At 38.0% G+C, this 25,940-nt stretch carries 14 protein-coding genes and 1 pseudogene; 7 read left to right on the plus strand and 8 right to left on the minus strand.

The window, feature by feature from the left end; genetic code table 11:
* The first annotated feature begins 68 nt into the window (after positions 1–68).
* A complete protein-coding gene (locus RMB06_RS13100) occupies positions 69–1,088 on the plus strand; it encodes an AraC family transcriptional regulator ligand-binding domain-containing protein (protein ID WP_311079821.1) in 1,020 nt (339 codons plus the stop codon).
* Between the two features lie 43 nt (positions 1,089–1,131).
* Here the strand turns inward: RMB06_RS13100 and adeT1 are convergent, their stop codons facing one another.
* Positions 1,132–2,127: a putative multidrug efflux protein AdeT1 gene (adeT1, locus tag RMB06_RS13105; RefSeq protein ID WP_311079823.1), complete on the minus strand. Its 996-nt coding sequence runs from the start codon at positions 2,125–2,127 to the stop codon at positions 1,132–1,134.
* Positions 2,128–2,506: 379 nt separating this feature from the next.
* On the opposite strand from adeT1, the gene RMB06_RS13110 reads away from it, so the two are divergent.
* From RMB06_RS13110 to RMB06_RS18275, 5 genes and pseudogenes are all read left to right on the plus strand, one after another.
* Complete coding sequence (locus tag RMB06_RS13110; protein ID WP_311079824.1) at positions 2,507–4,264, plus strand: ShlB/FhaC/HecB family hemolysin secretion/activation protein; 1,758 nt, start codon at positions 2,507–2,509, stop codon at positions 4,262–4,264.
* Positions 4,265–4,327: 63 nt separating this feature from the next.
* Positions 4,328–17,473 (plus strand): hemagglutinin repeat-containing protein, encoded by a 13,146-nt coding sequence (locus RMB06_RS13115; protein ID WP_311079827.1) that lies wholly within the window; start codon positions 4,328–4,330, stop codon positions 17,471–17,473.
* A gap of 11 nt (positions 17,474–17,484) precedes the next feature.
* Positions 17,485–17,991: a hypothetical protein gene (locus tag RMB06_RS13120; protein ID WP_311079829.1), complete on the plus strand. Its 507-nt coding sequence runs from the start codon at positions 17,485–17,487 to the stop codon at positions 17,989–17,991.
* Positions 17,992–18,426: 435 nt separating this feature from the next.
* Entirely contained in the window at positions 18,427–18,786 is a 360-nt protein-coding gene (locus RMB06_RS13125) for an SMI1/KNR4 family protein (RefSeq protein ID WP_151302531.1), read from the plus strand.
* A 217-nt stretch (positions 18,787–19,003) separates the two neighbouring features.
* A pseudogene (locus RMB06_RS18275) lies at positions 19,004–19,301 on the plus strand (hypothetical protein); the annotation flags it as partial.
* A gap of 234 nt (positions 19,302–19,535) precedes the next feature.
* Here RMB06_RS18275 and RMB06_RS13135 read toward each other — a convergent pair.
* Positions 19,536–19,817, minus strand: a complete 282-nt coding sequence (locus RMB06_RS13135) for a hypothetical protein (RefSeq protein WP_017403086.1) — start codon at positions 19,815–19,817, stop codon at positions 19,536–19,538.
* Between the two features lie 13 nt (positions 19,818–19,830).
* A complete protein-coding gene (locus RMB06_RS13140; protein ID WP_017403087.1) occupies positions 19,831–21,054 on the minus strand; it encodes a phage/plasmid replication protein, II/X family in 1,224 nt (407 codons plus the stop codon).
* Between the two features lie 86 nt (positions 21,055–21,140).
* Here RMB06_RS13140 and RMB06_RS13145 point away from each other — a divergent pair, with 86 nt between their 5' ends.
* The gene (locus RMB06_RS13145; RefSeq protein WP_114212736.1) at positions 21,141–21,428 is read left to right on the plus strand and encodes a hypothetical protein; all 288 of its coding nucleotides are present in this window, start codon (positions 21,141–21,143) and stop codon (positions 21,426–21,428) included.
* A 946-nt stretch (positions 21,429–22,374) separates the two neighbouring features.
* On the opposite strand, the gene RMB06_RS13150 is transcribed toward RMB06_RS13145, so the two are convergent.
* The 5 genes from RMB06_RS13150 to RMB06_RS13170 form a co-directional block, all read right to left on the minus strand.
* Positions 22,375–23,658 (minus strand): zonular occludens toxin domain-containing protein, encoded by a 1,284-nt coding sequence (locus RMB06_RS13150; protein WP_311079836.1) that lies wholly within the window; start codon positions 23,656–23,658, stop codon positions 22,375–22,377.
* Entirely contained in the window at positions 23,655–23,939 is a 285-nt protein-coding gene (locus RMB06_RS13155) for a DUF2523 family protein (protein WP_311079838.1), read from the minus strand. The genes RMB06_RS13150 and RMB06_RS13155 overlap by 4 nt, the downstream gene beginning before the upstream one ends.
* 2 nt (positions 23,940–23,941) lie before the next feature.
* The gene (locus RMB06_RS13160) at positions 23,942–25,309 is read right to left on the minus strand and encodes a virulence factor TspB C-terminal domain-related protein (RefSeq protein WP_311079839.1); all 1,368 of its coding nucleotides are present in this window, start codon (positions 25,307–25,309) and stop codon (positions 23,942–23,944) included.
* Between the two features lie 104 nt (positions 25,310–25,413).
* Entirely contained in the window at positions 25,414–25,641 is a 228-nt protein-coding gene (locus RMB06_RS13165; protein WP_170248590.1) for a major capsid protein, read from the minus strand.
* Between the two features lie 9 nt (positions 25,642–25,650).
* Positions 25,651–25,830, minus strand: coding sequence for a hypothetical protein (locus RMB06_RS13170; protein WP_170248589.1), 180 nt, complete (start codon positions 25,828–25,830; stop codon positions 25,651–25,653).
* Positions 25,831–25,940: the final 110 nt, after the last annotated feature.

Genomic DNA, 25,940 nt, shown 5'->3' on the forward strand with positions numbered 1-25,940 from the left:
CATTTGCTTTTGTTTAAAAGCTTTAAGTACACTAATTGATAATTGGCGCCAAATTAGAACTATACGGAATGAATGGATTGAATAAGCCGTTATATAGAAGAAGGATTTCTGAAATCTATGTTCAGTTATTATTTGAATATCTCGAAAAACTAGGTCATGACCCAGAAAAGGTGCTGGGTGAACCGTGGCCTAAAGCAGATTCAAATCATTTAGAAGGCGTAGATATCGACCATTGGGAAAATCTTCTTATTATTGCTAAAGATTATTTAAATGACCCTTTTATTGGTTTGCATGTGGGTCAAACCATTACAGCTCAGCATTTAGGTGTTTTAGGATCTGTATTCCTTGCCTGTGAAAATCTGGGGGCAGTTTTAGATAGATTTGAACGATATCAGCGGCTTGTCTATGATGTTTATCCTGCCACTGTTCACATTCATACTGAATATGTAGAGCTTTCATGGGATACAAAAGGTGAGCAAGTAGGTCCTTTATCGGATGAAACTGGCCGTACCGTTATAGTTCAATTTTGCCGTAGCCTCATTAGAGGAAAAGAAAGACTTAAAGAAATACATTTTATTCATGAACAGCCTGAAAATGTTCAGCCTTATGAAGAATATTTCGGCTGTCCTGTGCTTTTTGAGCAACCCGTGGCACTGATGCGTTTCGATAAGGAAATCTTAAATCTACCGCTTAAAAACTCCGACGCGGCTTTAGTTGCCATACTAGAAAAGCATGCCGACAAGTTACTGGCAAGCCTGCCACATATTGATGAAATTACAGACCAAGTCCGCAAACAGATTGCTTACTTACTTCATCAAGGCGAACCAACTATTGAACAACTTGCAGAGAGATTAAATTATTCACGTAGAACCTTGCAACGCCGTTTAACCGATGCAGGTACGAATTTTCGGAAAGAATTAAATACTGTCCGTTATGAATTAGCAAAATCGTATTTAAAAGATCTAAGGCTACAAATTGTAGAAATAGCCTTACTGTTAGGTTATGCCGAGCACAGTCCATTTACACGGGCTTATAAAGAGTGGTCGGGTAAAACGCCACAACAAGCCCGAGAGGAAATGAATAACTGAGGGTAGAACCTCTTAAAATGAGAGGTGCGTATGTTTTGAGTGCTTATTCATCGTTTAATGCACATTCAAAATTAGTTGGGTTTTCTTTACATCTTACTTTTTTCAAAAAATTCATCATTTTAGGGTCGTAGATATCGGCCTTGGTTAGCTGTATGCGTGCTTCACGCATCATTTTCATATAATTCAATTGTTCATTTTTAGGAATATCCATCCAATATTTTGAAGGAATATCACTTTCATATTTAGCAATAATGCCAAACGTTCTATTGAGTTGGCTGGCTACCCAAGTCCGCGACTTTTGCCCAAAACCTGCTGGAAACTGATCTTTACGAATAATGAAGTTTGCCGAAATTTGAGTTAAAGGAAAACGAATGATTGCTCCTTTCTCACCTAAACCTTTGTGTAGTTCAAAAGGTTTAAACGCAACAATAGGAGCGGGCACAATATCAATTTCATGGTTATTAAACTTCGCACCAGCATTGGTGACGTCTACCGATACAGCCTGACCACCGACATGTTGAACAAGCTTTGGTTGGGCTTCATCATATTTAAATACCCCAATTTTTTTACCGGCAGCCTTCGCGAGAGTATTTATACTTCTATCATTTACAAATAAATATGCAGGACCAATTGTGCCTAAACCTGCAATTTCGTAAGGGCCTACCACCATGTTTTTTGCGGCCATTGGTGAAGACAACAGCTTATAGGCATTAATTGCCGTTTTCATATTTGTTAATGCGCCAACAGCATCTAAAGATCCTGTGTATTTATTAAACTGACGGCCACGTAAGCCACTAATAATAGCGCCATCACATTTTCCAACTTTCAAATCTTCAGCCGCAACGCGTTCATCAACATATGCTTTTAAAGATAGATCAGCTCCCCAGTTTTTGGCTTCAAGTGCATAGTCTTTGGCTAAAGCGAAAGCATCTCCCGATTTACCAATGGGGTCAAACACACACACGACTTGTTGCTTGGCATAAAGAGTTGTTGTTAAACATGTGCTTGCAACAAGTAAAATAGTTTTAAAACGATCCATATTTAATTATCCATTATTTAAATTATAAAAATTATTTTATAAATCTAGGTTAGATTAGATATGACATTTAAATAAGAATTTAAAGAGAAAAGGTCAAAAGATGGCTTTGTTACTACTTAATGAAGTAGAAAATTGTGCAAGAGAAAACGAAAAATATGACGGAATAGCTATTTATTATAAATACTAATACTTGGTTTCTTGAACAAGTTCTAACGTTGTGGGAATGGAAATACATTCTTGTTGAGTAATCTTAGAAAAATTAATCCGTTCGTCAAATAGTGCTTCATATACAGACAAATCTGTATAAAAAATGCTTCCACTTTGTTAAGGTTTTGTTAAAATAAAATTAAGTTGATATTTATCACGGATTGCCTAGTTTATGGTGAACTATAACAAATTTAATAAAAGTGCCTTATTTATCTGTTTATCGATTATGGGAGGATTAAGTTACGCTGCAGATCCTGATGACCCGATTCGACAGCGAATTCAGGCTGATCAGTCTACTCGTCAACAACAACGTGATACAGCGCTAGAAAAACAAATCCAGCCTAATGTGAATGTCAATCTGGGGCAAGAACAAAATAAAAATTTAGCTCAACAATTACAATATTTACACTCTAATAGTGAAACTCCTTGTTTTGAAATTAAAAAAATACTTTTAGAAGGTGATTTAGCTCATCAATTCATATCAGATTTTAATGTGATTACGACTGGCAAAAACAATATTATTGGACGTTGCTTGGGTGTAAATGGTCTCAATCAGGCACTTGATCTTGTTCAAAACAAAATTATTGCAGATGGTTATGTCACAACACGAGTTTTGCTTCCTCAGCAAAATATCGCATCTGGCACGGTTCGCGTTCGTATTATTCCTGGCCGAGTTGATCAGATTAAGTTTGCTGAAGGTACTTCTAGACGTGCTCATTTATGGAACGCTTTACCGATGCAATCGGGTGAGCTTTTAAATATTCGTGATATGGAGCAAGGCTTAGAAAATTTTAAAAGAGTACCTACGGTTGAGGCTGATTTTAAAATTCAGCCAGCAGAACAAAAAAATGAACCTGGCTATAGTGATGTGATTCTTGCATGGCAACAGGCTAAACCTTATCGCTTACATGTGGGAATTGATGATTCAGGTTCTGATGCTACTGGAAAATACCAAGGTACAGCGACCTTGTCACTTGATCATGTGTTGACTTTAAATGATTTGTTTTATGTTAGTTATAACCATGACTTAGGGGGGAGTGGTTCTGGTAAGCATGGTACAGATGGCTTTTATGCAAGTTATACTATTCCATTTGATTATTGGTTATTTTCAACCAGTTATAGCCGTTCTAACTATTTACAAACAGTCGCCGGAAGCAGTGAGACCTATCAATATAGCGGTAAAAGCAAACTTATTAATGCAGATTTGTCCCGAATTATTTATCGCGATGCACACCGTAAAACTGCCGTAGGTTTTGGTGGCTGGTATCGTGAATCACAAAACTATATCAATGATGTTGAAGTAGAAGTACAACGCCGAAAAACGGCGGGATGGAAAGCAAGTCTCGATCATACCGAATATTTTTCTAATGCCACTTTAAGCGGTAATGTGACTTATAAGCGTGGTACAGGCTGGCTTAATGCAATGAGAGCACCAGAAGAAGATTTTGGTGAGGCTTATACACATGTAGGGATTTTACAGGCCAATGCCAGTTTACAAGTTCCTTTTAAAGTAGGGCAACAGAACCTGCAATATCTTGCAGAATGGCGTACCCAGCACAGTAATAAACCTTTAACACCGCAAGACCGCTTCTCGATTGGAAACCGTTATACCGTAAGAGGTTTTGACGGTGAGCAAACGTTGTTGGCAGATAATGGCTTTTTAGTTCGCAATGAACTGAGTGGCTCAATCATGAATAAACCACATTCATGGTATGCCGGTATTGATTATGGAGAGGTGGGTGGAAAAACCGCGCATTATCCAAACCCTTTACCAGGTACCAGTTTATTAGGTGCAGTTGTTGGATTGCGTGGACAAATTGTCCCTCTACATTTGAATTATGACGCTTTTGTCGGAGCACCGTTGAAAAAGCCAGATCACTTCGAAACGGATGATTACACGACTGGATTTAGCGTGAACTGGACCTATTAATTTAAGTTCAAAGGTCTAGAACGCAATTAATTGTATTAAAAAAAGATTTAGTGAGATTTTAAAATGAATAAGAACCGTTATCGTATTATCTTTAGCCATGCTCGCGGTATGTTTATTGCTGTTGCCGAGATTGTAAAAAGTAAAACTAAGCAAGCAGGACAAAGTCAGGGAACAATGGAAACAGGCTCAATAACGTCTTCTGTTTCACCTATTCATTATAAAAAACTAAATCCGCTTAACTTTGCCGTTATTGGTTGTTTAGGGGCATTGGTGATCAGCTTACCAATGAGTAGTGTTGCTGGAACGCAGATCATTGCAGACAAAGGTGCTCCGACATCACAGCAGCCAACTATTTTAAATAGTGCCAATGGAACAACTCAAGTCAATATTCAGACTCCAAGTGCAGGTGGTGTTTCGCGGAATACCTATACGCAGTTTGATGTTGGTCAAGAAGGAGCCATTTTAAATAACTCGCGTAATAACACTCAAACCCAGATTGGTGGATGGGTACAAGGCAACCCATGGCTTGCAACAGGGGAAGCCAAAGTTATTTTGAACGAGGTAAATAGCAGTAACCCAAGTCAACTTAAAGGTTATATCGAAGTTGCCGGAAAACAGGCTCAAGTCGTGATCGCAAACCCTTCAGGTCTAATTTGTGATGGCTGTGGTGTGATTAACGCTGACCGTTTTACTTTAACCACCGGCCAAGCGGTAATGAATCAAGGTTATCTTGAATCATTCCGTGTCCGTGAAGGGCAAGTTACGATTGAAGGTAAAGGCTTAAATGGAAGCTTAACACCTTATACAGATATTTATGCGCGTGCCTTAAAAGTCAATGCTGGCTTGTATGCCAATGAACTGGGCACGGTACTTGGACAAAATGACATTCAAGTCAAAGACCAAGTTACTCCTCAAATTAAAGCAACTACAGGGTCAACATCTACACCTCAGCCGAACTTTGCCTTAGATGTGGGCCAACTTGGTGGAATGTATGCTGGTAAAATCTTTCTAGTAGGAACAGAGCAAGGATTAGGTGTTCGTAATGCTGGTTCTATTAACAGTACCCAAAGCAGCCTTACCCTGAATACAAATGGTGATCTGGTCAATAGTGGTAATTTGATTGCAAATAAAGATCAGGTGCAACTTAAAGCTCAAAACATTCAGAATACAGGTAATATCAGTAGCGCAACTTCACAAATTTCAGTTGAGAGCCAAAATTTAAATAACTCTGGTCTAATCAGTAGTGCAGATGAGTTACATCTCCAAAACCAGAATATTGTTACCAATAGTGGTACGTTAAATGCTGCTCGAATAGCGATTAATTCTAAAAATCTAAAAAATAGTGGTTCTATCGAACAAACAGGCATACAAGGGCTTGATTTAAAATCAGGCTCCATGACAAATCTTGGTGGTAAAATTGGAATTGCTAAGAGTAATACTGGTGGCGGTACGGGGGGATCTACAGGTGGAAGTGTTCCGACGGTCCCAACAGATCCATCTAAAGATGGTGGAAGTTTAGGTGTTGTAACTCCAATAGATACAACTCCAAAAACTTACGATACTGGTTTTATCCATGTGTCAGATGTGCTGAATAATGATCAAGGTGCAATTGTTGCTAATGGTGGTGTAGATTTGGACAGCCAAAATGGTTTAGATAACCAAGGCGGCCAACTTAATTTAGGTGCTATCAATATTAAAGGAAATAGCTTTAATAATAACCAAGGTCAGCTTACTGTTAAAAGTGCCAATATCCAAACCTCAAGTTTTACTAACCAACAAGGCCAGCTTGCTTCTAATAGTACTCTTAATATTCAAACTCAGTCTGCCAACAATAAAGGCGGAAAAATCCAGTCAATTGGACAGCTTGATTTAGCTGTAAGTGGTGAGTTGAATAATGTTGATGGACAAATTGCTAGTGGAGCAATTGTCAACGTTAATGCAAGTGATTTGAAGAACCAGTCAGGTGTTGTGTATTCAGAAAACCAAGCTGTAAATATTAAAGCGAATAAAGCGATTGATAATACTGAGGGGCTCATTCAGGCTAAAACCAATTTAAATTTAGATAGCCAATCACTTAATAATACATCAGGACAAATTGTTGCAGATCAAATTAATCAGAAACATGTGACGGTTAATAACAATCAGGGATCTATCGCAGCTCAGCAAAATTTAAACAGTATTGCTCAGCAGTTTGATAATACTCAAGGTCAGATTCAAGCTAAATCAATAAAGTTACAGCATGATCAACTTAAAAACACTGGTAGTGTTTATGCAGATCAAGATTTAACGATTACAGGACAAAATACTCAGAATGCTGGTACTTTGGCGGCTGGGGAAAATGTCCAGATTACCAGTTCAACTTTAGAACATAGTGTAGGTGGATTGATTGCAGCGGGCCTAGATCGTGAAGGCAAATTAGCTAATGCTGGTGATGTTTCAATTAGTTCAGATCAAGTCGGTTTACATGGACAAACCTTAGCTGGCGGTAATTTAAAAGTACAAGCACAAAGCAATATTGATGCGGCAAAAGGGCAATTGCAGGCACAAAATATTGAACTAGGGAGTGTAACTGGCAACATTTCCATACAAGCTGGAAGCATAGTTGCCAAAGATCAACTCAACCTAGTTAGCCAGAACCTCATTAATAATCAACAAGGGCAATTAAGTGCTCAAAATATAGTGCTGAACGCCAAACAACTTGATAACAGTCAAGGTAAAATTCAGCATATTGGGAACAATGAATTTACCCTGGATTTTGTAAACGGTTTAAATAATAAATCAGGTGAAATTAGTAGTAATGCATCTTCAATTAACCTGAACACGTCTGCTCTGAATAATGAAGCTGGAAAGATTATCCATGCAGGGAGTCAGCAACTGAATATCACTGCCGATCAATTGCAAGGAGCACAAGGCCAGATTCTCAGTAATGGACAGCTATTATTGAAGGGTGGACAAGTTGTATTAGATGGTGCAACTACTTCGGCGAATCAGATCAATATCTCTGCGGATAGTTTGAGTCATCAAAAAGGTCAAATGGTTCAGCGCGGTACATTAAAACCGCTTACCTTAGCGATTAAAGATCAATTGAATAACCAATTAGGTTTTATTCAGAGCCAATCGGGTTTACAGCTAAAAACAACTACGCTTAATAATCAGGGTGGTCAGTTAAGTTCTGCTCTTAATTATGATGTACAACTTGATGTGACAGCCTTACTCGATAATAGTCAATCAGGCAAAATTTACGCAGGTCAGAATGGCGTTATTCAAGCTGGTTCTATTGATAATAGTTTAAGTGGACTTATTTCTGCACAAAATGCATTAACTCTGACCAGCTTAGGAATCATTAATAACCAGTCTGGTAAAATTGTGGCGAATCAAGATGTGAATCTTACTTCTAATGGCCTAGACAATAGCAGTGGTCAAATTGGTAGTAGCCAAGGCATTGTAGCGATTAATGCAGGATCTGGTGTAGTTAATAATACTTCTGGAACTCTACAAGCTGAAAAAGATTTAACTGTAACTGCTGATCAGATTAATAACCAATCTGGTCTTATGAATAGCCAAAGCTCACTTAGTTTAAGTAGTCGTAAAGATGTTAATAATACATCTGGACAAATCATTGCTAAACAAGATGTGACTACACACAGTCAAGGTTTGACCAATAATTCAGGACAAATTGGTAGCGTTCAGGGCAATGTTTCATTAGATGCAGTTTTAGGCGATTTAAATAATCAAGCAGGCAAAATACTTGCTGCTCAAGATCTGACTTTAAGCGCTCAAAATTTAGATAATCAGTCTGGTCTTATCTCTGCTCAAAAACATTTGGCCTTAAAAGTTCAGAAATTAAATAACCTTAAAGGGCAAATTCAAAGTGGTGATGCCATAGAAATTACGGGACAAAGTCTGAATAACCAAGGTGGTTCAATTGAGACAAATGCTGATCTTACTTTAAATATCAGTGGTGCATTAGATAACAGTCAGTCAGGTAAATTGACGGGCAACACTACAAAAATTACAGCAGGCTCAATAAATAACAGTAATAAAGGCCAAATTAATGCTACAGATGCTCTAACTGTTTTATCGCAACAAGGAATTAATAACCAAACTGGGGTGATGGCCGCGAATCAGAACGTTTCTATTCAAAGTCAGGGCTTGGATAATACATCGGGGCAAATTGGTAGTGTTCAGGGTTCATTAACCATTGATGCTCAAAAAGAAAAATTATTAAATACTTCGGGTTCACTTCAAGCAGGAACGAGTCTGAAAATCACGAGTGGTGGTTTGAATAACGATTCGGGCACTATTCTTGCGCTTACCGATAATACAATTACAAGCATGGGTGACATCAGCAATAAAGCAGGGAAAATTGCATCGAATGCTCATACCACAATTACAAGTCAGAATTTAACTAATCAGGCTGGAACGATTCAGTCAGGTAGTGGTTCAGCTTTAGATCTGGTAATTAATGGAGCATTAGATAATAGTCAAGCAGGCCAATTACTGAGTGGTGCTGGTTTGAATCTGAAAGTGAATACTTTAGATAATAGCCAGCAAGGGCAAATCAGTGCGCAAGATGCACTAAATATTATTAGTACAGGACTCATCAATAACCAAGCTGGTTCTTTGGTTGCAAACCAAAATGTAAATTTGAGCAGTAAAGGTTTAAATAATAATCAGGGCCAGATTGGCAGTATCCAAGGCGGATTAGTTATTGATGCTGGGGATCAGGCTCTCACCAATCAGTCTGGCGTATTACAGGCAAAAACTGATTTAACGGCAAAAGCCTTATCTGTAGATAATACAGCTGGACACTTCAGTGCTCAGGGTACAATCGATTTAAATAGCCAGAAAACTATTAATAATACTCAAGGTTCAATTGTTGCAGATCAAAACCTCAATATCCATAGTCAAGGTTTGATTAATAATCAAGGGAAGCTGGCAACCCAAGGTAATTTAACTGTTCAAGCGGGTACACAAGCATTAAAAAACCAAGCCGGTATTATTCAATCTGGACAAGATATGTCCGTGATAGCTGCCTCAATTGATAACTCATTATCAGGACAGATTAATGCGCAAGGTAGCGCTACTCTCCAAAGCACAGGTCTTTTGAATAATGAAACAGGTGTTTTAGCGGCTGGACAGAATCTTACGCTTAACAGCTATGGTTTAAATAACACCAAAGGTAAAATTGGAAGTGTGAGCGGTGCATTAAATATTAATGCAGGTTCTTCACTTTTAAATAATGAATCCGGATCATTGCAGTCGTCTGGCGTAATTGATCTTAAAGCGGGTGGTGTAAATAACAAATTAGGCAAAATTACATCATTAAAAGCGATAAATATAGATAGTCAACAACAGGCATTCACTAACCAACAAGGTACGATTAGCTCAGATCTGATTTCGATTTCATCTGGTCTATTTAATAATGATCAGGGTCTTGTGCAGGCAAAAACATCACTTGTGCTTGATACCAATGGGCAGAATCTGGTGAATACCAATAGCGGTACACAAGGTGGATTACTTAGCCAAGGTAATCTCACTTTAAAAAATCTTAGTGCTCTCGACAATACGCAAGGTTACATTGCAAGTGGGCAAAATTTAGATTTAAGTGCGAATCAGGTTATTAATAATAAAGGAACATTGCTTGCAACCCAAAACCTGAAATTACAAGGGACGGGTCAAAAACAACTGCTAAATAACCAATCTGGCCAGATTTTGTCGATGGGTGATATGCAGTTGACCATTGAGCAGATCAATAACCAAGGTAAATTAGTTGCAACAGACCCAGATAGCCATATCATGGCCACAGGGCAGCTAGATCTTGTAACTCAGCAGTTAGATAACCAAAATACATTTACTGATAGTACGTCTGTTCAAGGTATTGATGCTGGTAATCTAAACTTGAGCGCCCAAACTTTGAATAACAAGTCTGGTACAATCCGTAGTAACCAAAATGCTGTACTTAATGTTAGTGGGCAGTTGAGTAACCAATCTGGTGAAATCAGCACCGTTAAAGAGCTTAATTTACAAGGCGATCAGCTTGTTATTAATAACCAAAAAGGCAAGTTGCTATCAGGTGAAAATTTAAATATTACAGCTCAATCGCTTACAGGTGATGGTCAGATTGCAAGTTTGGGCGATGCGAATATTACTCTAAAAGGAAGCTTTAAGCAGACTCAAGAAGGTCAATTACAGGCAAATAACAATCTTAGTTTAAGTACTGCTGCGGATATTACCAATGATGGCAAAATCAATGCAGGCAATATTTTAAAACTAAATGCAGCCAATATAACCAACAATAGCAATGCTCAAATTGAAAGTCACGATACCCAAATTGAAGCACAAAGCCAGATTAATAACACTGGGCTGATCAATGGTGATTACACCATACTAAAAGCAAATACTGTAAATAACCAAGGTACAGGTCGTATCTATGGTACAGATCTTGCGATTAGCGCTAACACTTTAAATAACTTGCCAGATATTCAAGGTAAGGCTCCAGTTATTGCTTCACGAGGTGATATGAACCTTGGTGTGGGAGTGTTAAATAATCTGGCAAATACACAAGATTATGCGAGTCAGGCACTTATATTCAGTGCTGCAAATTTATATTTAGGCGGTGCTTTAGATGAGAACCGTAAAGCGACTGGTCAAGCCAGTGTGGTTAACAATGAGAGCGCGACCATTGAATCTTTAGGTAACATGCGCTTATCTGCCGCACAGATTAATAATATTAATAAGCATTTCATAGCCGATGATAATGTTGAAGTATCACGTATAGATGGCTTAGAAAAATTCTGTAATGCTTGGTGTACCTTTGACGGTCAATATGATGGTGGTAACTGGTTTGAAGACTGGATGAGATACACCTATAGTGAAATTACTTATGAAACCAAAGCCATTGAATCCGCTCCGGGTCAAATTAAAGCAGGCGGAAATCTGGATCTAAGTGGTGCACAGGTATTTAATGATAAGAGCCAAATTTTAGCTGGAGGAGAGCTTATTAATTTGGGAGGCGCTATTGTTTCAGATAATGGCATAAAAGGGACTAGAAAGGTTGTAGATCAGGGGACAGTGTATAAACATTGGGAATATGAAGGTGATTGGGAGGGACCTTTTGAAGTTTCAAGTGAAACAACAATTGATGTGCCAATAGGTCAGGTCGCCGATCATTATGAGCTGAACCAAACGAATCAAGATATTACGGCTGTTTCTAAGAGTGCTGGTGGCCCAATCACGAATGCACAGATCAAAACAACTCATGTTAATGATTTAACAGCTACATCTAATACAACTTTTGTTGAGCAAGCAGATGTGGCACAAAATAAAAATTTACAAGCAGCAGGTCAAACTTCTGTAAAAACTGATGTTCAAACTTCAGGGCTGAATGGAAACTCATCTAACGTTCAACAAAAAGACAATACCACTCAAATCTCTGTTTTGGACCAATTACAAGGTCAAAAAGCTTCTCAAGTTTCAGGTGTCTCCACTTCAGATCAGGCCACTGCACCAGATCAAGCGGGTACTGGGGAGCAACTCGAAATTCGTACCATTAATAACAACAATATTAAAGTTGCCAATAACGCCTTGTATAGAACAGGAGCTGATAGTAAAGCAGGTTATCTCATTGAGACTGACCCGAACTTTACTAATTACAACCAATGGTTGTCTTCGGACTATATGTTGAATGCTTTAGGCCTTGACCCTGCATTGCAACAAAAACGTCTAGGAGATGGCTTTTATGAGCAACGTATGGTGCAAGATCAGATAGCTAACTTAACTGGTTATCGTTTCTTGGAAGGTTATGCATCCGATGAGGAACAATATAAAGCCTTAATGAATAACGGGGTGACTTTTGCCAAACAATATGGCTTGCGTCCGGGTATTGCTTTAAGTGCTGCACAAATTGCGCAATTGACTAGTGATATTGTTTGGTTAGTTGAAAAAGACGTGACTCTACAAGATGGAACGAAAACCAGAGCGCTTGTTCCGCAAGTGTATGTAAAAGCTCGTGTAGGAGACTTAAAAGGAGACGGTTCTTTACTTACGGGTAATAGTGTTAACTTTAAGTTAAACGGCGACTTACTGAATGGTTCAACGATTGCAGGTCGAGAAGCTGTTCAGATTACTGCAAATAATATTAATAACCTGATGGGCCGTATTCAGGGCAATACTGTTGATATCACCACGAAAAAAGACCTTAATAATATTGGTGGTCAAATCAGTGCCAAAGATGCAATGGCTATAAAAGTCGGTGGCAATCTCAAAATTGAGACTACGACAAGAACATCGACAACCCAGGTAGGTGGCTTTGGTTCAAGTACAACAGGAGTGGATCGTGTTGCTGGGCTTTATGTAGGTAGTGGCAATAAAATTCAACCAAATAAGGCAACTCTAGTCGTTGATGTTGCTGGAAATACGGTTCTGAAAGCTGCAGAACTCAATAATAGCAACGGCGCAGCGGTGATCAATACAGTAGGTAATGTTGACATTGGAACTGTACAAACGGGTTATAAACTTACAACTTACCGTGATGCACAAAATCATGCGACTAGCCAGAAAACCCAAGATGTCGGTAGTCAGCTGAATAGCAACGGCTCATTATTGTTAAATGGGCAAAATATTAAAGTACAAGGTTCGGGTTTAAATAGCGTACAAGGTACGACTCAACTCTCCGCTGTTAATCAATTAGATATTGAAGAAGGCCGTAAGACTAGCCAGTTTGATCGACAGTGGTATGAGAAACATAAAGGAACTTTAGGCAGTAAGACAGATACTGGATTTACTCATGATCAATCTAGTGAAGCGATAGCAAGTACGATCAGCGGTAAAAAAGTTCTACTCGATGCAAATAATGTCAATATTCGTGGTAGTCAGGTGGTGTCGAATGAGTTAACACAGATTCAGGCCAAAGAAAATGTGAACATTACCGCTGCACAAAATCAATATTCCAACCAACAAGAGCAGACTGTTAAGAAATCAGGATTTAAAGCGAGCCTTTCTGATGGAGTGGCAAGTGTAGGTTATGCAAAATCTAGCTTGAATACAAAAGAGGACGGAAAATCTACAACACTTACCCAAAGTGTGATTCGAAGTCAGTCGGGTGATACAACGATTATTGCTGGTAAAGATTTGACTACCGAAGCAGCTATTTTAGATGCAGGAAAAGACCTCAATCTAAAAGGTGCAAATGTTAATTTAAATTCAGCATATGCAACCGATGAGCAACATTCAGAAGTTCATAGTAAACAGTCTGGTATTTCGGTTGGTGTGACCTATTCTCCAGCGATGGCTGCCGCATCTGCTTACAAAAACAGTATGAACAATGGTCAATTCTCTGATAGCGCCGTTGGTCAGGTGATGGCTCAAGGTGAAGCTGTACGAAAAGCGTCTATGGCAGCAATGACACCAGTTACTATCCAAGCTGGTAGCAATAAAACAAATCAGGTAAGTAATACATCCAGCACTCAAGCTGTAGTCACTCAAGCTACCGCTAAAGGCAATTTAAATATTATTGCAACAGAAGGAAATATTAATAGCCAAGGTGCGCAGCTTTCTGCCGAAGGCGATGCATTATTGCATGCTAAGGAAAATATTAATCTGGGTATTGCCGAGAGTCATTCAGAGCAAACTGCTGACCGTAAACAAAGTGGTTTTAGTATTGATAACCGTGATTGGGCTGCACCTGCTGGAACATTTAAAAACAAAAATCATGGTGATGGGCGTAGTACTCAAACGACAGGAACTCAGCTTTCGGTTGGTGGAAAAACAACGTTACAAACTGGGCAAGGCGATATTAATATTATCGGTAGTTCGGTTGCTTCAAAAGGTGATGTGAACATTAATGCTGCTCGTGATATCAATATCAAGTCGAGCCAGAACAGCCAAAGCCAAAGTGAGCAGAGTTCAAACAAAGGTATTGGTAGTGCGCAGATTTCGGATACGGAGCAGTTCTATGGCTATATGAATGGTCAGAGCCAAAGCAATAGTAAAGGTGTTGAACAGCAACGCAGTCAAGTGGGCAGTTTAGAGGGCAATGTCAATATTCAGGCAGGCCGTCAATATACCCAACAAGTTGCTGACGTTGTTGCTGCGAAAGATTTAAATATTAAGGCGCAAGATATTCAGGTTTTAGAAGGCCATGACACGGGTAGTTCGTCTGAAAATACAAAAGACTTAAAAATTGGACAATTTAGTCGTGTGAGTTCACCACTGATTGATTTATTAAATGCTGCAGATAAAGCAAAAAACAGTAAAGCTGATGACCGTACACAAGCATTACAAGCTGTTGCAGCAGGTGCTCAGGGTTACCAAACCTATAGTGATATAAAAGGTGGCGCACTATTTAAAGCTGAATCTGGCATCGGCTTTAGCACCAGCAAAAATCAGCAAAATAGCAGCTATGCCACTTCGCAACAAAACAACTTAAAAGCTGGTGGCAATGTCAACCTAACCAGTACTAATGGCGATATTCATCTTCAAAATACACAGGTAAAAGCAGAAGATAAAATCAATCTAGATTCTTCAAAAAATATTATTCTGGAGTCTGGTCGAAGCCAAAATAAAGCCGACGGTAAAAACAGTAATGCGGGCTTAAGTGTGGGTGTTGGTGTCTCTGTAGGTGCGCAAACAGGTGCTTACATTTATGGTGAGGCTGGTTTTGGTAAAGGCAGCAATCATTTAGACAGTAATACGCATAGCCAAACGACTTTGGATGCAAAAAATATCAGCTTAACCAGTAAAGGTGACACCACTCTACGTGGAGCACAGGCAAAAGCAGACCGTATTGATGCAAATGTAGGTGGTCAGCTTAAAGTTGAAAGTTTACAAGACACTGTTGAGCAAAATACGAAACAAACTGGAGCAGGAGGTCGCTTGCAAGCTTCATTTGGTACAGCTTGGCAGGCATCTGGTAATTTTAGTAGTAGCAAGGCTTCGGGTGATTCCAATAGTGTTAATCAACAATCTGGCTTATTTGCAGGAGACGGTGGTTACCATGTAAAAGCAGATAGTGTTGATTTAAAAGGCGGTGCAATTGTTTCGACTGCAACTAAAGATAAAAATGATCTGTCTACCAACCGTTTGACCTTTAGCAATATCGAAAACCAAAGCCAGTACGATGCGACTACAGTTAGCCTATCTGGTGGTACAAGTTTAGGCAAAGGTAAAAATGGAGATAGTAAAGCAGCAACACCAACCAATAATGACAATTGGCGCAATGCAACCAGCTTTAGCCCAAGCTTACCGCAACATGAGTCTGACAAAGACAGCAGTACGACTTATGCTACTTTAAGTGCAGGTAATATTAAGGTTGGTGGCAAATCAACTACGGTTGAGCAATTGGGTATTCATAGCGACGCCTCGACAGCAAATAGAGCGGTTGAGACTTTACCGAATTTACAAACTATTTTAGACAAGCAAAAGACAGTAGCAGATGCGACGTCAACAATTGCTGCAGCCACGAGAACTTATAGCCAGAATCAGGCACAAGCTGCTATAAAAGAACGAGATCAATTGAAAGCTCAAGCAATTAAAGACTTGCAAGCTGAAGGCGGAGTAGATTGGGAAACATATCAAAGTCTTTCGACTGAGGCAGCTAAGCAAGATTTCCTAGTTAAAAAGGATATGGGCTATGCAGAAGCATTTAATGATGCTCAATCATGGGGAATGGGTGGTGATAAGAGTCGTGCTTTAAATGCGGTAACTACAGCAATTACGGGTGCTCTTGGTGGACAAACCGATTTACAAGTCGTGACTAATACCTTAGCTCCGTATGCTTCAAAGCTAATAGGCGAAAATTTAGGGCATGGGGAAGATAAGAATAAAGCTGCTCAAATGGCTTCACATGCAATACTTGGGGCGGTATTAGCTTATGTAAATAATGGAAATCCAGCCGCAGGTGGCAGTGCAGCAGTTGCTAGCGAAACAGCCGCAGACTACCTAACTAAACAGTATAAAGATAATCCTGCTTACCAAAATGCTAGAGGTGAATTTGATGCAAATCTTTTGCCGGAAGATGTCAAATCAAGTATTCGTGATCTAACCTCAGCAATAGGTGTAGCTGTTGGAGGTACTGTCGGAGACTCTGCATTTAGTGCGCAGATTGCTGGTGTAGTTGGACAGAATGTTGTTGAGAATAATTTATTTGGTGTATTAACACCAGATAAGCAAATAGATAAACAAAAAAATAATTCTTATTTCCAAGCATTACAAGCATGTAAGAATGCGCAATGTGAGAAAAATGTAATTACACAAAATGCATTAGCTGCAATGCAAAATGTGCCGAAAATTTTGAATGTTAGTAAATCAAAATACAAAGAAGGAGAAATTATAACTAATCCAAATGATATTACTGGATTACGTTATTTAGTTGTTAATGACAAAGGGTTAATGAAAGCTAAATTGCTACCTGCGGACTATCAAGTTGTGTACTCAGTTAACCAATTGAACAGTTCTAGGGCATTAGTACAAGGTGGTGCATTAACTTCTATAGTAGCCAATACTTTAAAAAGTGGTCATGATGTATTTGCAGATAGAACATTATTTACGAATCAAGAAATAACAGCTTTGGATCGAGCATTTGCTGGTTTAGAAGTAGTAGGAAATACTTTACTTATCGGTGGTTCTGTATTACCTAAGAAAGTATCGATAGATACAGTAGCAGTTAAAGAAAATAATATTTATCGTGATGGTGACTTGGATAATGTACTGAATGGTAATCCAAATGCTCCAGCTGATTTTGCTATAGGAAAGAAAAAGGCTACAGATATTAGTGGTGGACTTGATAATCCTCATTATGATAGTAAACATGGAGCTTATACAACTTTAGAGCAACAATATGATCGGGCAATGAATGGAACTAATCCACAAACAGGAGGAAAAGGTAGACCTGCTGATGCCTCAAAATTCTTTAACTCAACAGATATGCAAACTGCAATTGGAAAAGCAGAAGCTTTATATAAGCAAAATCCAAGTAAATATACTAATGATCGGGGACAAATTAGCGTAAATATTGAGTTTAATCGTCCAATTGGTGAAGGGTTCACAGGAAATACTAAAACAAATGTTAGAAATAATATTCCTGTAGGTGAATATCGTTGGAGTAATACTGCAACCATTAATATCGACCCTAAAACAGGGAAAGCTTTTACAGCCTATCCAAATTTAAAATTAGGTCAATCTAAACCTAACCCATTAAAACGTCGTTAAGGAAAATAGGTATGATAGATGTTAGCCCAGAACATATAGAGCGCATAATTGAAGGAGCATGGCATCCTGATACCGTGGAATTTTATAATTTTGAGAATGAATTTTATCGTTTGGATTTTTCAAAAGTAGAAGATGCTCGCTATGCAATCAATAAATGGCTAAGCATAGATAAATGGCATTCTATAGAATCTATGCTGCAACATAAGGAAGATTTAAGATATTGTATTACTAAGAAAAAATATCCACTTGGTAATATTGATTTAAACAATTTGGATGGAGATGCAACTCATGTGCAGAAGCCCAATATTAGCAATGAATATTGGGACAGTTGGGATGGTTGGGATAATTGGGACAAGAATTTTTTTAATTTTTTATTAATTTTATGGGATGAGTGGTTTCATGAGCCTTTTATTCCCGCCAATTTATCTCAATACCGTGAAAGAATAGATAGGGAATTTGTTGAATTTCCTCATATGCCTGAATTATGGGGAAAACCAAAATATAAGGTGGAAGCTTAATTGTTACTCAAGAATTTCTAACCTTTTTTTACATAAATAACTGCAATAAAATTATAAATGATGATTTTGGGAAATAATGATACCTTTTCATTATTTATTGAGTCAGCCTTATATATTGAAAATATGTGAGATTCGGATATTTACTTATGCAAACTCTTAATTCTAAGAGTTTGCATTTATTCTTAAGTATGGTTTGGAAAACAATTAAAATGTTAAAACTAAAGTTAGGGATTTTAATACGCCTTTAATTTCCTTAGAAAAAGATCGTTTTAAATTAGGTAATGTTGTACCTAAAGCTTGTGGAGAGGCAATTAAGTTAAGAGTAGAAAAGCAAGTTAGCCAGAAGGGATCTCCTGATAATTGGTCTATACAATTTCCTTATGGAAGTATTTTTGATCCTAAAGTAATAAAGAGTAAATAAATAGGTAGATTGTTATGTTTCAAAATACTTTTAAACCATTTAGTGAAGATGAACTGCCACAGGGTTTTAACTATCCTGTAAAATATTTGGAATTATCTAAAAATTTAAAACCTTTACATTCAATACCATACTTCTCTTGGTGGTTTTATGATGCTGTGGAACCCTTGGATGAAACTATGGAGATTTATTTTAGTCTTACAGGGTGTAAAAATTTAATTGTATTTGCTAGAGATGGTGACTGGGCAGCTTGTTTTGATGCAACAGATTATAGTGGTGATCCTAAAGTTCTAGTGTACGACCTTGGAAATAGGGAAAATCATTATGAGAAAAAGAATTTTGATGAATGGTTAAAGTTCGTCATTAGTGAAATCTAATTATAGTATTAATATGATTGAGATAACTTATCTTATTGGATTTTAATTTTTTTAATTGTTGAAAAATGCTTCTACCTTTGAGTGGAAGCATAATTTTCATTCTACTGAAAAACAATAAATTCTATCGGTACATGTTTAACTAACCACAATCCATTTTCAGCTTGGAAAAACTCAAATCCACTCTTATATAGTTTTAAAGAATGAATCTTTAAATACCAATAAAAAAGCGGTGACCAAGCAAGGAGATCAGAGCCGCGCTTTAAATGCAGTAACTACGGCAATTACTAGCGCACTTGGTGGACAAACTGATATTCAGGTTGCAGCCAATGTAATTGGCGAGAAGTTTGGACATGAAGAAGACAAGAACAAGGCAGCACAATTAGCAAGTCATGCAATTCTGGGTGCAACGCTAGCTTAACAACGATAGTAAGACAGCAATTAATCCTGATACTAGTGAGTTTGATGCAAATTTATTAGCAGAGAACATCAAATCAGATATTCGAGATTTAACAGCACAAGCCATAGAGAATTGCTTAAACTTCTTATGAAGCAAAAAATAAAGATCTGATGCACACTTAAGACTGAACATAAGTCTAATCAAACTGTGGTGGATTACAGTAAAGGTCAAAGCTTGCTATAGCAACACCACAGAGAGGCAGAGCTTTATATATGGCAGGTTTCCAAATCTTTTATTTAACATAATATACATTATACGAACAATCGTATAATTCACTAATAAGCCTTTGATTCTATTGCGTTTTCTTAGGTACAGGCTTCACGCTAAACACCTGCATCTGTGCACCAAACTTAGTTTGTTGCTCTGTAAATTCGATTTCTACTTCCTGTGCGTTGTCAGCACATTCCTCAAGGATTGCCTGAATCTGTTCAACTGGCATCATCCCAGGCATTGCAGTTAAGTTGTATTTAACTGGAGACAAAACTGTCGTAGATAAAAATGCGCGTTCTTTACCGTCTTTCTCAGAACGGTAAACTGTTGGAAAAATTGTGCGTTTATTAAATGAAACTTGCATGGTCAAAGCCTCCTCAGGCAACTAGATGTAACCCATGTTTGGGTGTGTATTGTGAAACTGGTTGAACGTAATCTTGTGGAGCTTGCTCAGACATCTTGAGTTCAAACAAACGAACAAATGGAATAACTTTCCCGTTAGGATTCTTAGCAAGATTCTGTAAATGACCTTTAGAAATCTCACATAATTCCAATGCTTTAAGAGCGTCATAAAATGTACGTTCGTTATAAAGCTCTTTAGTAGCTTTCAAGCCGATCTGGCGAATCAATGAATAAAACTTCATTGCGTTATTCGCTTTGGTATAACTAGGTTTACCTGTCTTTGTATAAGTCACTAATTTGGACTTAAATAAATCTAGGATTTCTCCATCATTCGAAAAATTCATGTGTTTACCCTTCAATGTATTTAAGATCGGGTCAAAAGCTACGTGCCAGAGGCGTAGCAATAATTCTGGCTGTTCATGTTGCAGCTTAATAAGCTGAAATAAATTAGATGGATAACCATTCTTGGTTAAATAGGTTTTACAAATACGAGCTTCTAAACGTAAAACAGCATTAGCAAATGGCAATGCATTGTTCATAGCAATAACAAGCGATTTAGAGCGCATACAGCCCTTGTCTGCTTGCTTCTGTAACTTATGTAATTGGCTTTTTACTTCTTCAAATTTGCCATAAGCCTTAGGACGAACGGTTGCACCGTCATTACCCCAAGTAATGTAATTCTCGTATTTAATCTGTCTAGCTTTACGGTGACCCGAAGCCAAGTTAGCCATGTAATCCAAAGTTGGTTGAACCATATTCTGATGAGGCAATCTAAATAAATATGTCGTATCTAGATGTAAGACCTCAGTATTTTCCAAGTCCAAAATTGGGGCTAACTGGGGAAAGGCTTCGAGTAACATGCCAAGCATATGGTCAGAGCCTAATTCGATAGACTCAAAGCCATACACATTGTGACCTTGTAACAACTTCAAAGGAGACGCTTTAATTTCGACGTAAGGCGTTCTATTGATTGTATGAGTGTAAAACTTCATAGCCATGTCGGTGTAATCACTAGGAAGAGCTTCAAAAGGATGGTAAAGCTCCCCTGTCGTTGTTGTACCATCGTCCAACTTACCGACATGACGAGTAGCAGCAGGAATACCAAAATCACGAATATCACCAGTAAACCAGTGGTTATTCTCAAGGCTACGTACATGCGTAGGTATGATTGGAATCGCTAACCGCAGAAAATCAAGCATAGTTAATCAGCCTGAAATTTATTATTTAATATTGCTTGTTCTTTATTCATTATCTTCCCCAAGATAAAATATTGTGACAGTGTCACATGCAACTTTATGGCACATTTGTATCACAGTTGCGTGTGACAATGCAACACTGTCACAATGATAAAATAGAGAAATTAACGAGCTTAGAGATGCTGGAAATGTCAAAGACTTATAGAGTCAAAACTGAATATGTGTCATTGATACAGAAAACACACATTGATTTCATTGTAAAAACTAGACTCCCAATAGATGAAGCAGACATCGTAAACGCCCTTATTGCCAAATATTTAAAAGAACTAAAACCAGAAGATGTAATCGAGTGGCAAAAAGAATATGAAAAGAAGTAAAAATGAATAAAATATGATCAAAATATCGACTTGTTGCGAAACTTTCTCAACAACTTGTAAGTATATGAATTATTTCAGGAATAAATCATATTTCAAAAAACTTTCCGCAGTCAGGCACACTATTAGATAGTAGTGTGCCCTTCTCTCCCAACCTTGCATCATCGTGTCAACGCCGATCGGCTGCGAGCCCTCGCCGACGGTCGCGCCCCGACGCTGCAAGATCGAATTCGCATAATGAGCATTGATGTTAAATGCCATGCGAGTGCGTTGTATATGGTCGCATCATTGACAAAAAACCCCGCTAACGCGGGGTTTTAGTCAACGAACATGGCAAGTAACATAATGCGGCTATTATGCGAACTCTCAGTCCTCTAAACACTGGTCCAAATGTTCATCAAATTCTTCTTTTAAAATTAAGTTGCTACAGGTAGAGCAAAAGGTGTATTTGGTTTCTATTTTCTTCAATATCTGATTGTCGTTAGAACAACCTGAGAACAGAATAGAAGTATAAATATCCGTTAATTCACCCAATGTAAAATCAATTAGACCAGCTGTCGGGTTGTAAATATCATAAGTTTTAAATGTCATATTTTGCCAATCCTTAAAAAATCACAAGTGTTGATTTTATTCATTTTTTTCACTCCCGGTTTAAACTCGAGTAGAGCGAGCACTTGTAATAAAATGCCAATCAAAAATCTATTGTAAAGTCTTTTGTTCCGTAACCATGCCACACTTTTAGATGTCTCATCAACTGGCCAAACTGGAGTGTACGGCCACAGTATGAGCATTGTGTGTAACTCGAGGTTTGGTCACGTAAAAACCCGTAGACTACGCCTTGCGACCCCTGCGCACAGCTTCGGGGACTCGCAATTCCCCTGAACGAGTTTTTCTGGTTACTTCTACGGTAAAACATATAGACGGTTTTTGGTAATCAGAGAAAAAGATTTCAAATTAACCCCTCAGCTTTAGCTGCTTGATACTTTGCAACAAACTCATCATCGAATTGTTGAGGGTTCTGTATAGGTTGCTGTGGTTGCGGTTGCTCTGGTCGTTGCTCAACAAAATAATTAAACGGCCTGTCATTATTCTTAATTAAACGTTCACAATCCGATTTAGAGACATTAAGCTTAGTTCCCTGCTGGGTATAACCCTGATATTTATTACCTACCTTAGTACAACCGCTAAATACTGGTCGCGCAGTAACTTGATAGCTAGCTGCTTTCTGTATTTCAGCAGTTTCATAGGGTTGATTAGGGTTATATGAAACATTAATTTGGCCATTATCTGCCGTAGTAAATGAACCTTTATTTTTATCTAAATTATTAAACCATTCTACACATTCGGGCTTTTCTACATTGACAGCTTTACGGCAATCTAACTGTGTTTGTGTTATCTCTCCAGGCTTAGCTGGAGTGCTATTTCCAGTTGCGGAAGCCATGATTTTTTTATCATCTACTTTAGTTTTTTCAGTCATTCCGGATACGTTAGTAGCATCTTTAACAATCTTACCCATTCCACTGATTTTGAATAAGAAAATAGACAAACCAATCATGACAAGAATTGAAACAATGGCCACAATAAATTTACGCTGCAACTTGAAAACCATTGATGTATGAGCCGATGCGGATTTATAAGCATCTTGATATTTCTTTTTATAATGAAATAACTGTTCATCATGAACATTATCTTTATTCTTTGATGCTGCCCACGGATCGCCAAGCCAACGGTCAAAAGTATAAACATTTGCAAACGGTGGTAAGTTAGCTGGACGTTTAACTAAGAACATTTTAAACACAAGAGCACGTATAGATTTCTCTAGTCTCCGTGGATCCTGAGTCATTAAGTAAATATCAATGTTTCTATGACCATGAGTCGATAACTCTTTAATCATAGGGTTTTGAGACATGTATTTACTTTGATCTAAATACTCATCTCTAAAATGAACCTCATCATAAAAAATAATTGAGCCATCAGGTACATCACGCCAGTCGGCTGGTGCTAATTGAATGAAATCATTTCGCTTGGCATGTTCTTCAATATCTGAATAAACAGGACGAATTGCAGGAACAATAGTTCCATCCTGCAAAGCCATTAATTCTTTTTCTGTTAGCTCTTTGCCGTCATCAACTTTTTTCTGAATTTTCTTATTAGCTTCATCAATATCAAAAGCCAATTTAACAGCATATTGAGATTTCCCCGAACGTGGTTGACCCACAATTAAATAGATCATGATGATTTTCCTAAAGATACGTTTTTAGCTTTTAATGTGATTTTTATAACTACTGCGCTAATGATGATTGATAAACCATAAGGAACACCTGCTAAACCAAGTATCCCTGCAACATCCCCTAAAGCTGAATATGAGTTCTGGAGGTATGTGATATACGAATTAAAAAGTGATATAGAAACGGATGAAAAAACAAGACCGACTCCTAAACTGGATAAGACTGTACGCCCACCTTTACTAAGAGTGATATCTGATACTTTCTGTAAAAGAGAGATTAAAGACATTATTAATCTCCAGTTTCAGCGCGACGGCCAGTATTAGTAATGATGAATGCACCAGCTAAGAAAGACATCAAAATAACGGCTGGTCTAAACTGCTGTGCGACAGTACATAAAGCAGAGTAAGAAATAATAATATCTAGGCTTTGACCACCCATTGATAAAGGGATATGACGATCTTCAGGGCAAAATGCAGAAGAATCGAAGTATTGATGTACTGATATATCAAGATTTGGTTCTTGAATCTTATATTCATCCAATTCAGGATAATTTACGTCATCTTTACCGAATGAATTTAACCAAGTATCAAAACCTTTTAAATATTCAGTAAGTGACTTCCAGTATTCCGCAACGGTTGACGGGAAATTAATAGCAGATTGAGCCGCTTGACATACTAAAGGTGCCCAACCACAGAACTCAGGAAAATTTAAAGTTAAATCAGAAGGTTTTGGTGTAACAGGTTCGCCCGTTGTTGGGTCTACTGTAGTGGGTGGTGCAATCGCACCAGTAGCAGCTCCACTCGTAGGAATAGACTGCGAATTATTAAGCTGTTGAGTTATATCAGTAGCAGGAACGATTTGTCTTTGTTCATCTTCAAGTGCGGTATCAGCAACAGATGAAACATAAGCTTTACCTTCTGTTTTATTTGCAACAGCGTCACTAATTATTTGAGATGCAACAGCATCATAAGGTAAATATTTTTCTTCACGTGTCGGGTCAGTAGCATTTGGATTATATGCAGGGTTTTTAATTCTATTGTAAGGCCATTGAAAAGCCTCATTTGGTTCACTAGCACTACGTTTAATAACACATATAGCAGATTTTAAGGCTTCTTCGTCAGGTGCAAAAGTCGCGGGTGTAGTTGAAACTAAAATCCAACCATAACCCTTCGCATTTCTAGTACAAATGTCAGTTGCAGCAGCAAGATTTGATGAAAAATTCTTAATAACTCCAAAAGAATTTACTGAGTAATAATATTTGACGGATGGATCTTGCGGGTTCGCTGGATCACCAGTTACAAAATATCTAACTCTGTTATTCGCAGGATCCATCACGTAATCAACAGCGCCAATCAAAGATTTAATTGCTAAATCAACAGCTAATATAGCTCCAGTTCTTACAATCATTTTAGAAACTTGTGATGCTGCTGGAGTAACAGAGGCAACACCTTTCGCAGTATAGTTTTTACCGTTTATAACGACATTCTTTGCACCGTCATAAATGGTTGTTGCACCGTTAACTATACGTTTAGTGACAGACCAACCTTCAGCAGAAACGGTCGTAGCAAATACAAGAGATGGTGTAAAAGTGAGAAAAAAAGAAATGATGCAAACTAGAAGAGCTTTATAGCTATTAGTGTAAGTACGAAAATACATAAGTAAGCCCCAAACGTTTCTAAAGTCATATAAAACCTCTAGATAAAAAAATGGTGATGAGTAATGAATAAGAGATCATTCACTACTCGATCACCAGAATGGTTTTACATTGCTGTACGTACCCACTTAAAGACTTTACCAGTTACCACAAGTGATAACACAGCAAGACCAATAGCAGATACACCAGCCACAAAGCCTGAAATGATCGTAACGATGGTTGAAGGATCAAAACCCTCTGCAAAAGCCGGTACTGTTGCCCCAACTGCGGCAGCTACAACTAAACCGCGTTTTAAAGTAGAAGGTTTGTTAGTTTGTTGAACTTGAGTTTCCATAGTTTTCACCTATTGTTTTTTGACGAATTGAATCAATATTTTGATTCCATGTGTAAAAGCCAGAACCGTGAAAATTGCACCGCCAATTGCCAAGCCCTGACCCATTGTTAAAGGCGGTAAAATGCTAGGATTCTCCGCCCATTGTTGGCATACGTTGTTTACTAATTCGGTGCAGACGTATGACGACATTTCTTATATTCCCCAATAAATTGCTGGCTTGCGTTCCCGCCCCCAAAAGCCAGCAAATCTGTTATTTACACTTATAAAAGTGGATGCAGTAACTAGAGTGTTTTGTAAAC

The sequence above is a fragment of the Acinetobacter sp. V104_13 genome (assembly GCF_031798995.1).
Classification (GTDB): domain Bacteria; phylum Pseudomonadota; class Gammaproteobacteria; order Pseudomonadales; family Moraxellaceae; genus Acinetobacter; species Acinetobacter pittii.

Bases quoted from the DNA above. Each gene is read 5' to 3' on its own strand.
- RMB06_RS13100 (WP_311079821.1), top strand. From the start codon at position 69: ATGAATGGATTGAATAAGCCGTTATATAGAAGAAGGATTTCTGAAATC.
- adeT1 (WP_311079823.1), bottom strand. From the start codon at position 2,127: ATGGATCGTTTTAAAACTATTTTACTTGTTGCAAGCACATGTTTAACA.
- RMB06_RS13110 (WP_311079824.1), top strand. From the start codon at position 2,507: ATGGTGAACTATAACAAATTTAATAAAAGTGCCTTATTTATCTGTTTA.
- RMB06_RS13115 (WP_311079827.1), top strand. From the start codon at position 4,328: ATGAATAAGAACCGTTATCGTATTATCTTTAGCCATGCTCGCGGTATG.
- RMB06_RS13120 (WP_311079829.1), top strand. From the start codon at position 17,485: ATGATAGATGTTAGCCCAGAACATATAGAGCGCATAATTGAAGGAGCA.
- RMB06_RS13125 (WP_151302531.1), top strand. From the start codon at position 18,427: ATGTTTCAAAATACTTTTAAACCATTTAGTGAAGATGAACTGCCACAG.
- RMB06_RS13135 (WP_017403086.1), bottom strand. From the start codon at position 19,817: ATGCAAGTTTCATTTAATAAACGCACAATTTTTCCAACAGTTTACCGT.
- RMB06_RS13140 (WP_017403087.1), bottom strand. From the start codon at position 21,054: ATGCTTGATTTTCTGCGGTTAGCGATTCCAATCATACCTACGCATGTA.
- RMB06_RS13145 (WP_114212736.1), top strand. From the start codon at position 21,141: ATGCAACTTTATGGCACATTTGTATCACAGTTGCGTGTGACAATGCAA.
- RMB06_RS13150 (WP_311079836.1), bottom strand. From the start codon at position 23,658: ATGATCTATTTAATTGTGGGTCAACCACGTTCGGGGAAATCTCAATAT.
- RMB06_RS13155 (WP_311079838.1), bottom strand. From the start codon at position 23,939: ATGTCTTTAATCTCTCTTTTACAGAAAGTATCAGATATCACTCTTAGT.
- RMB06_RS13160 (WP_311079839.1), bottom strand. From the start codon at position 25,309: ATGTATTTTCGTACTTACACTAATAGCTATAAAGCTCTTCTAGTTTGC.
- RMB06_RS13165 (WP_170248590.1), bottom strand. From the start codon at position 25,641: ATGGAAACTCAAGTTCAACAAACTAACAAACCTTCTACTTTAAAACGC.
- RMB06_RS13170 (WP_170248589.1), bottom strand. From the start codon at position 25,830: ATGTCGTCATACGTCTGCACCGAATTAGTAAACAACGTATGCCAACAA.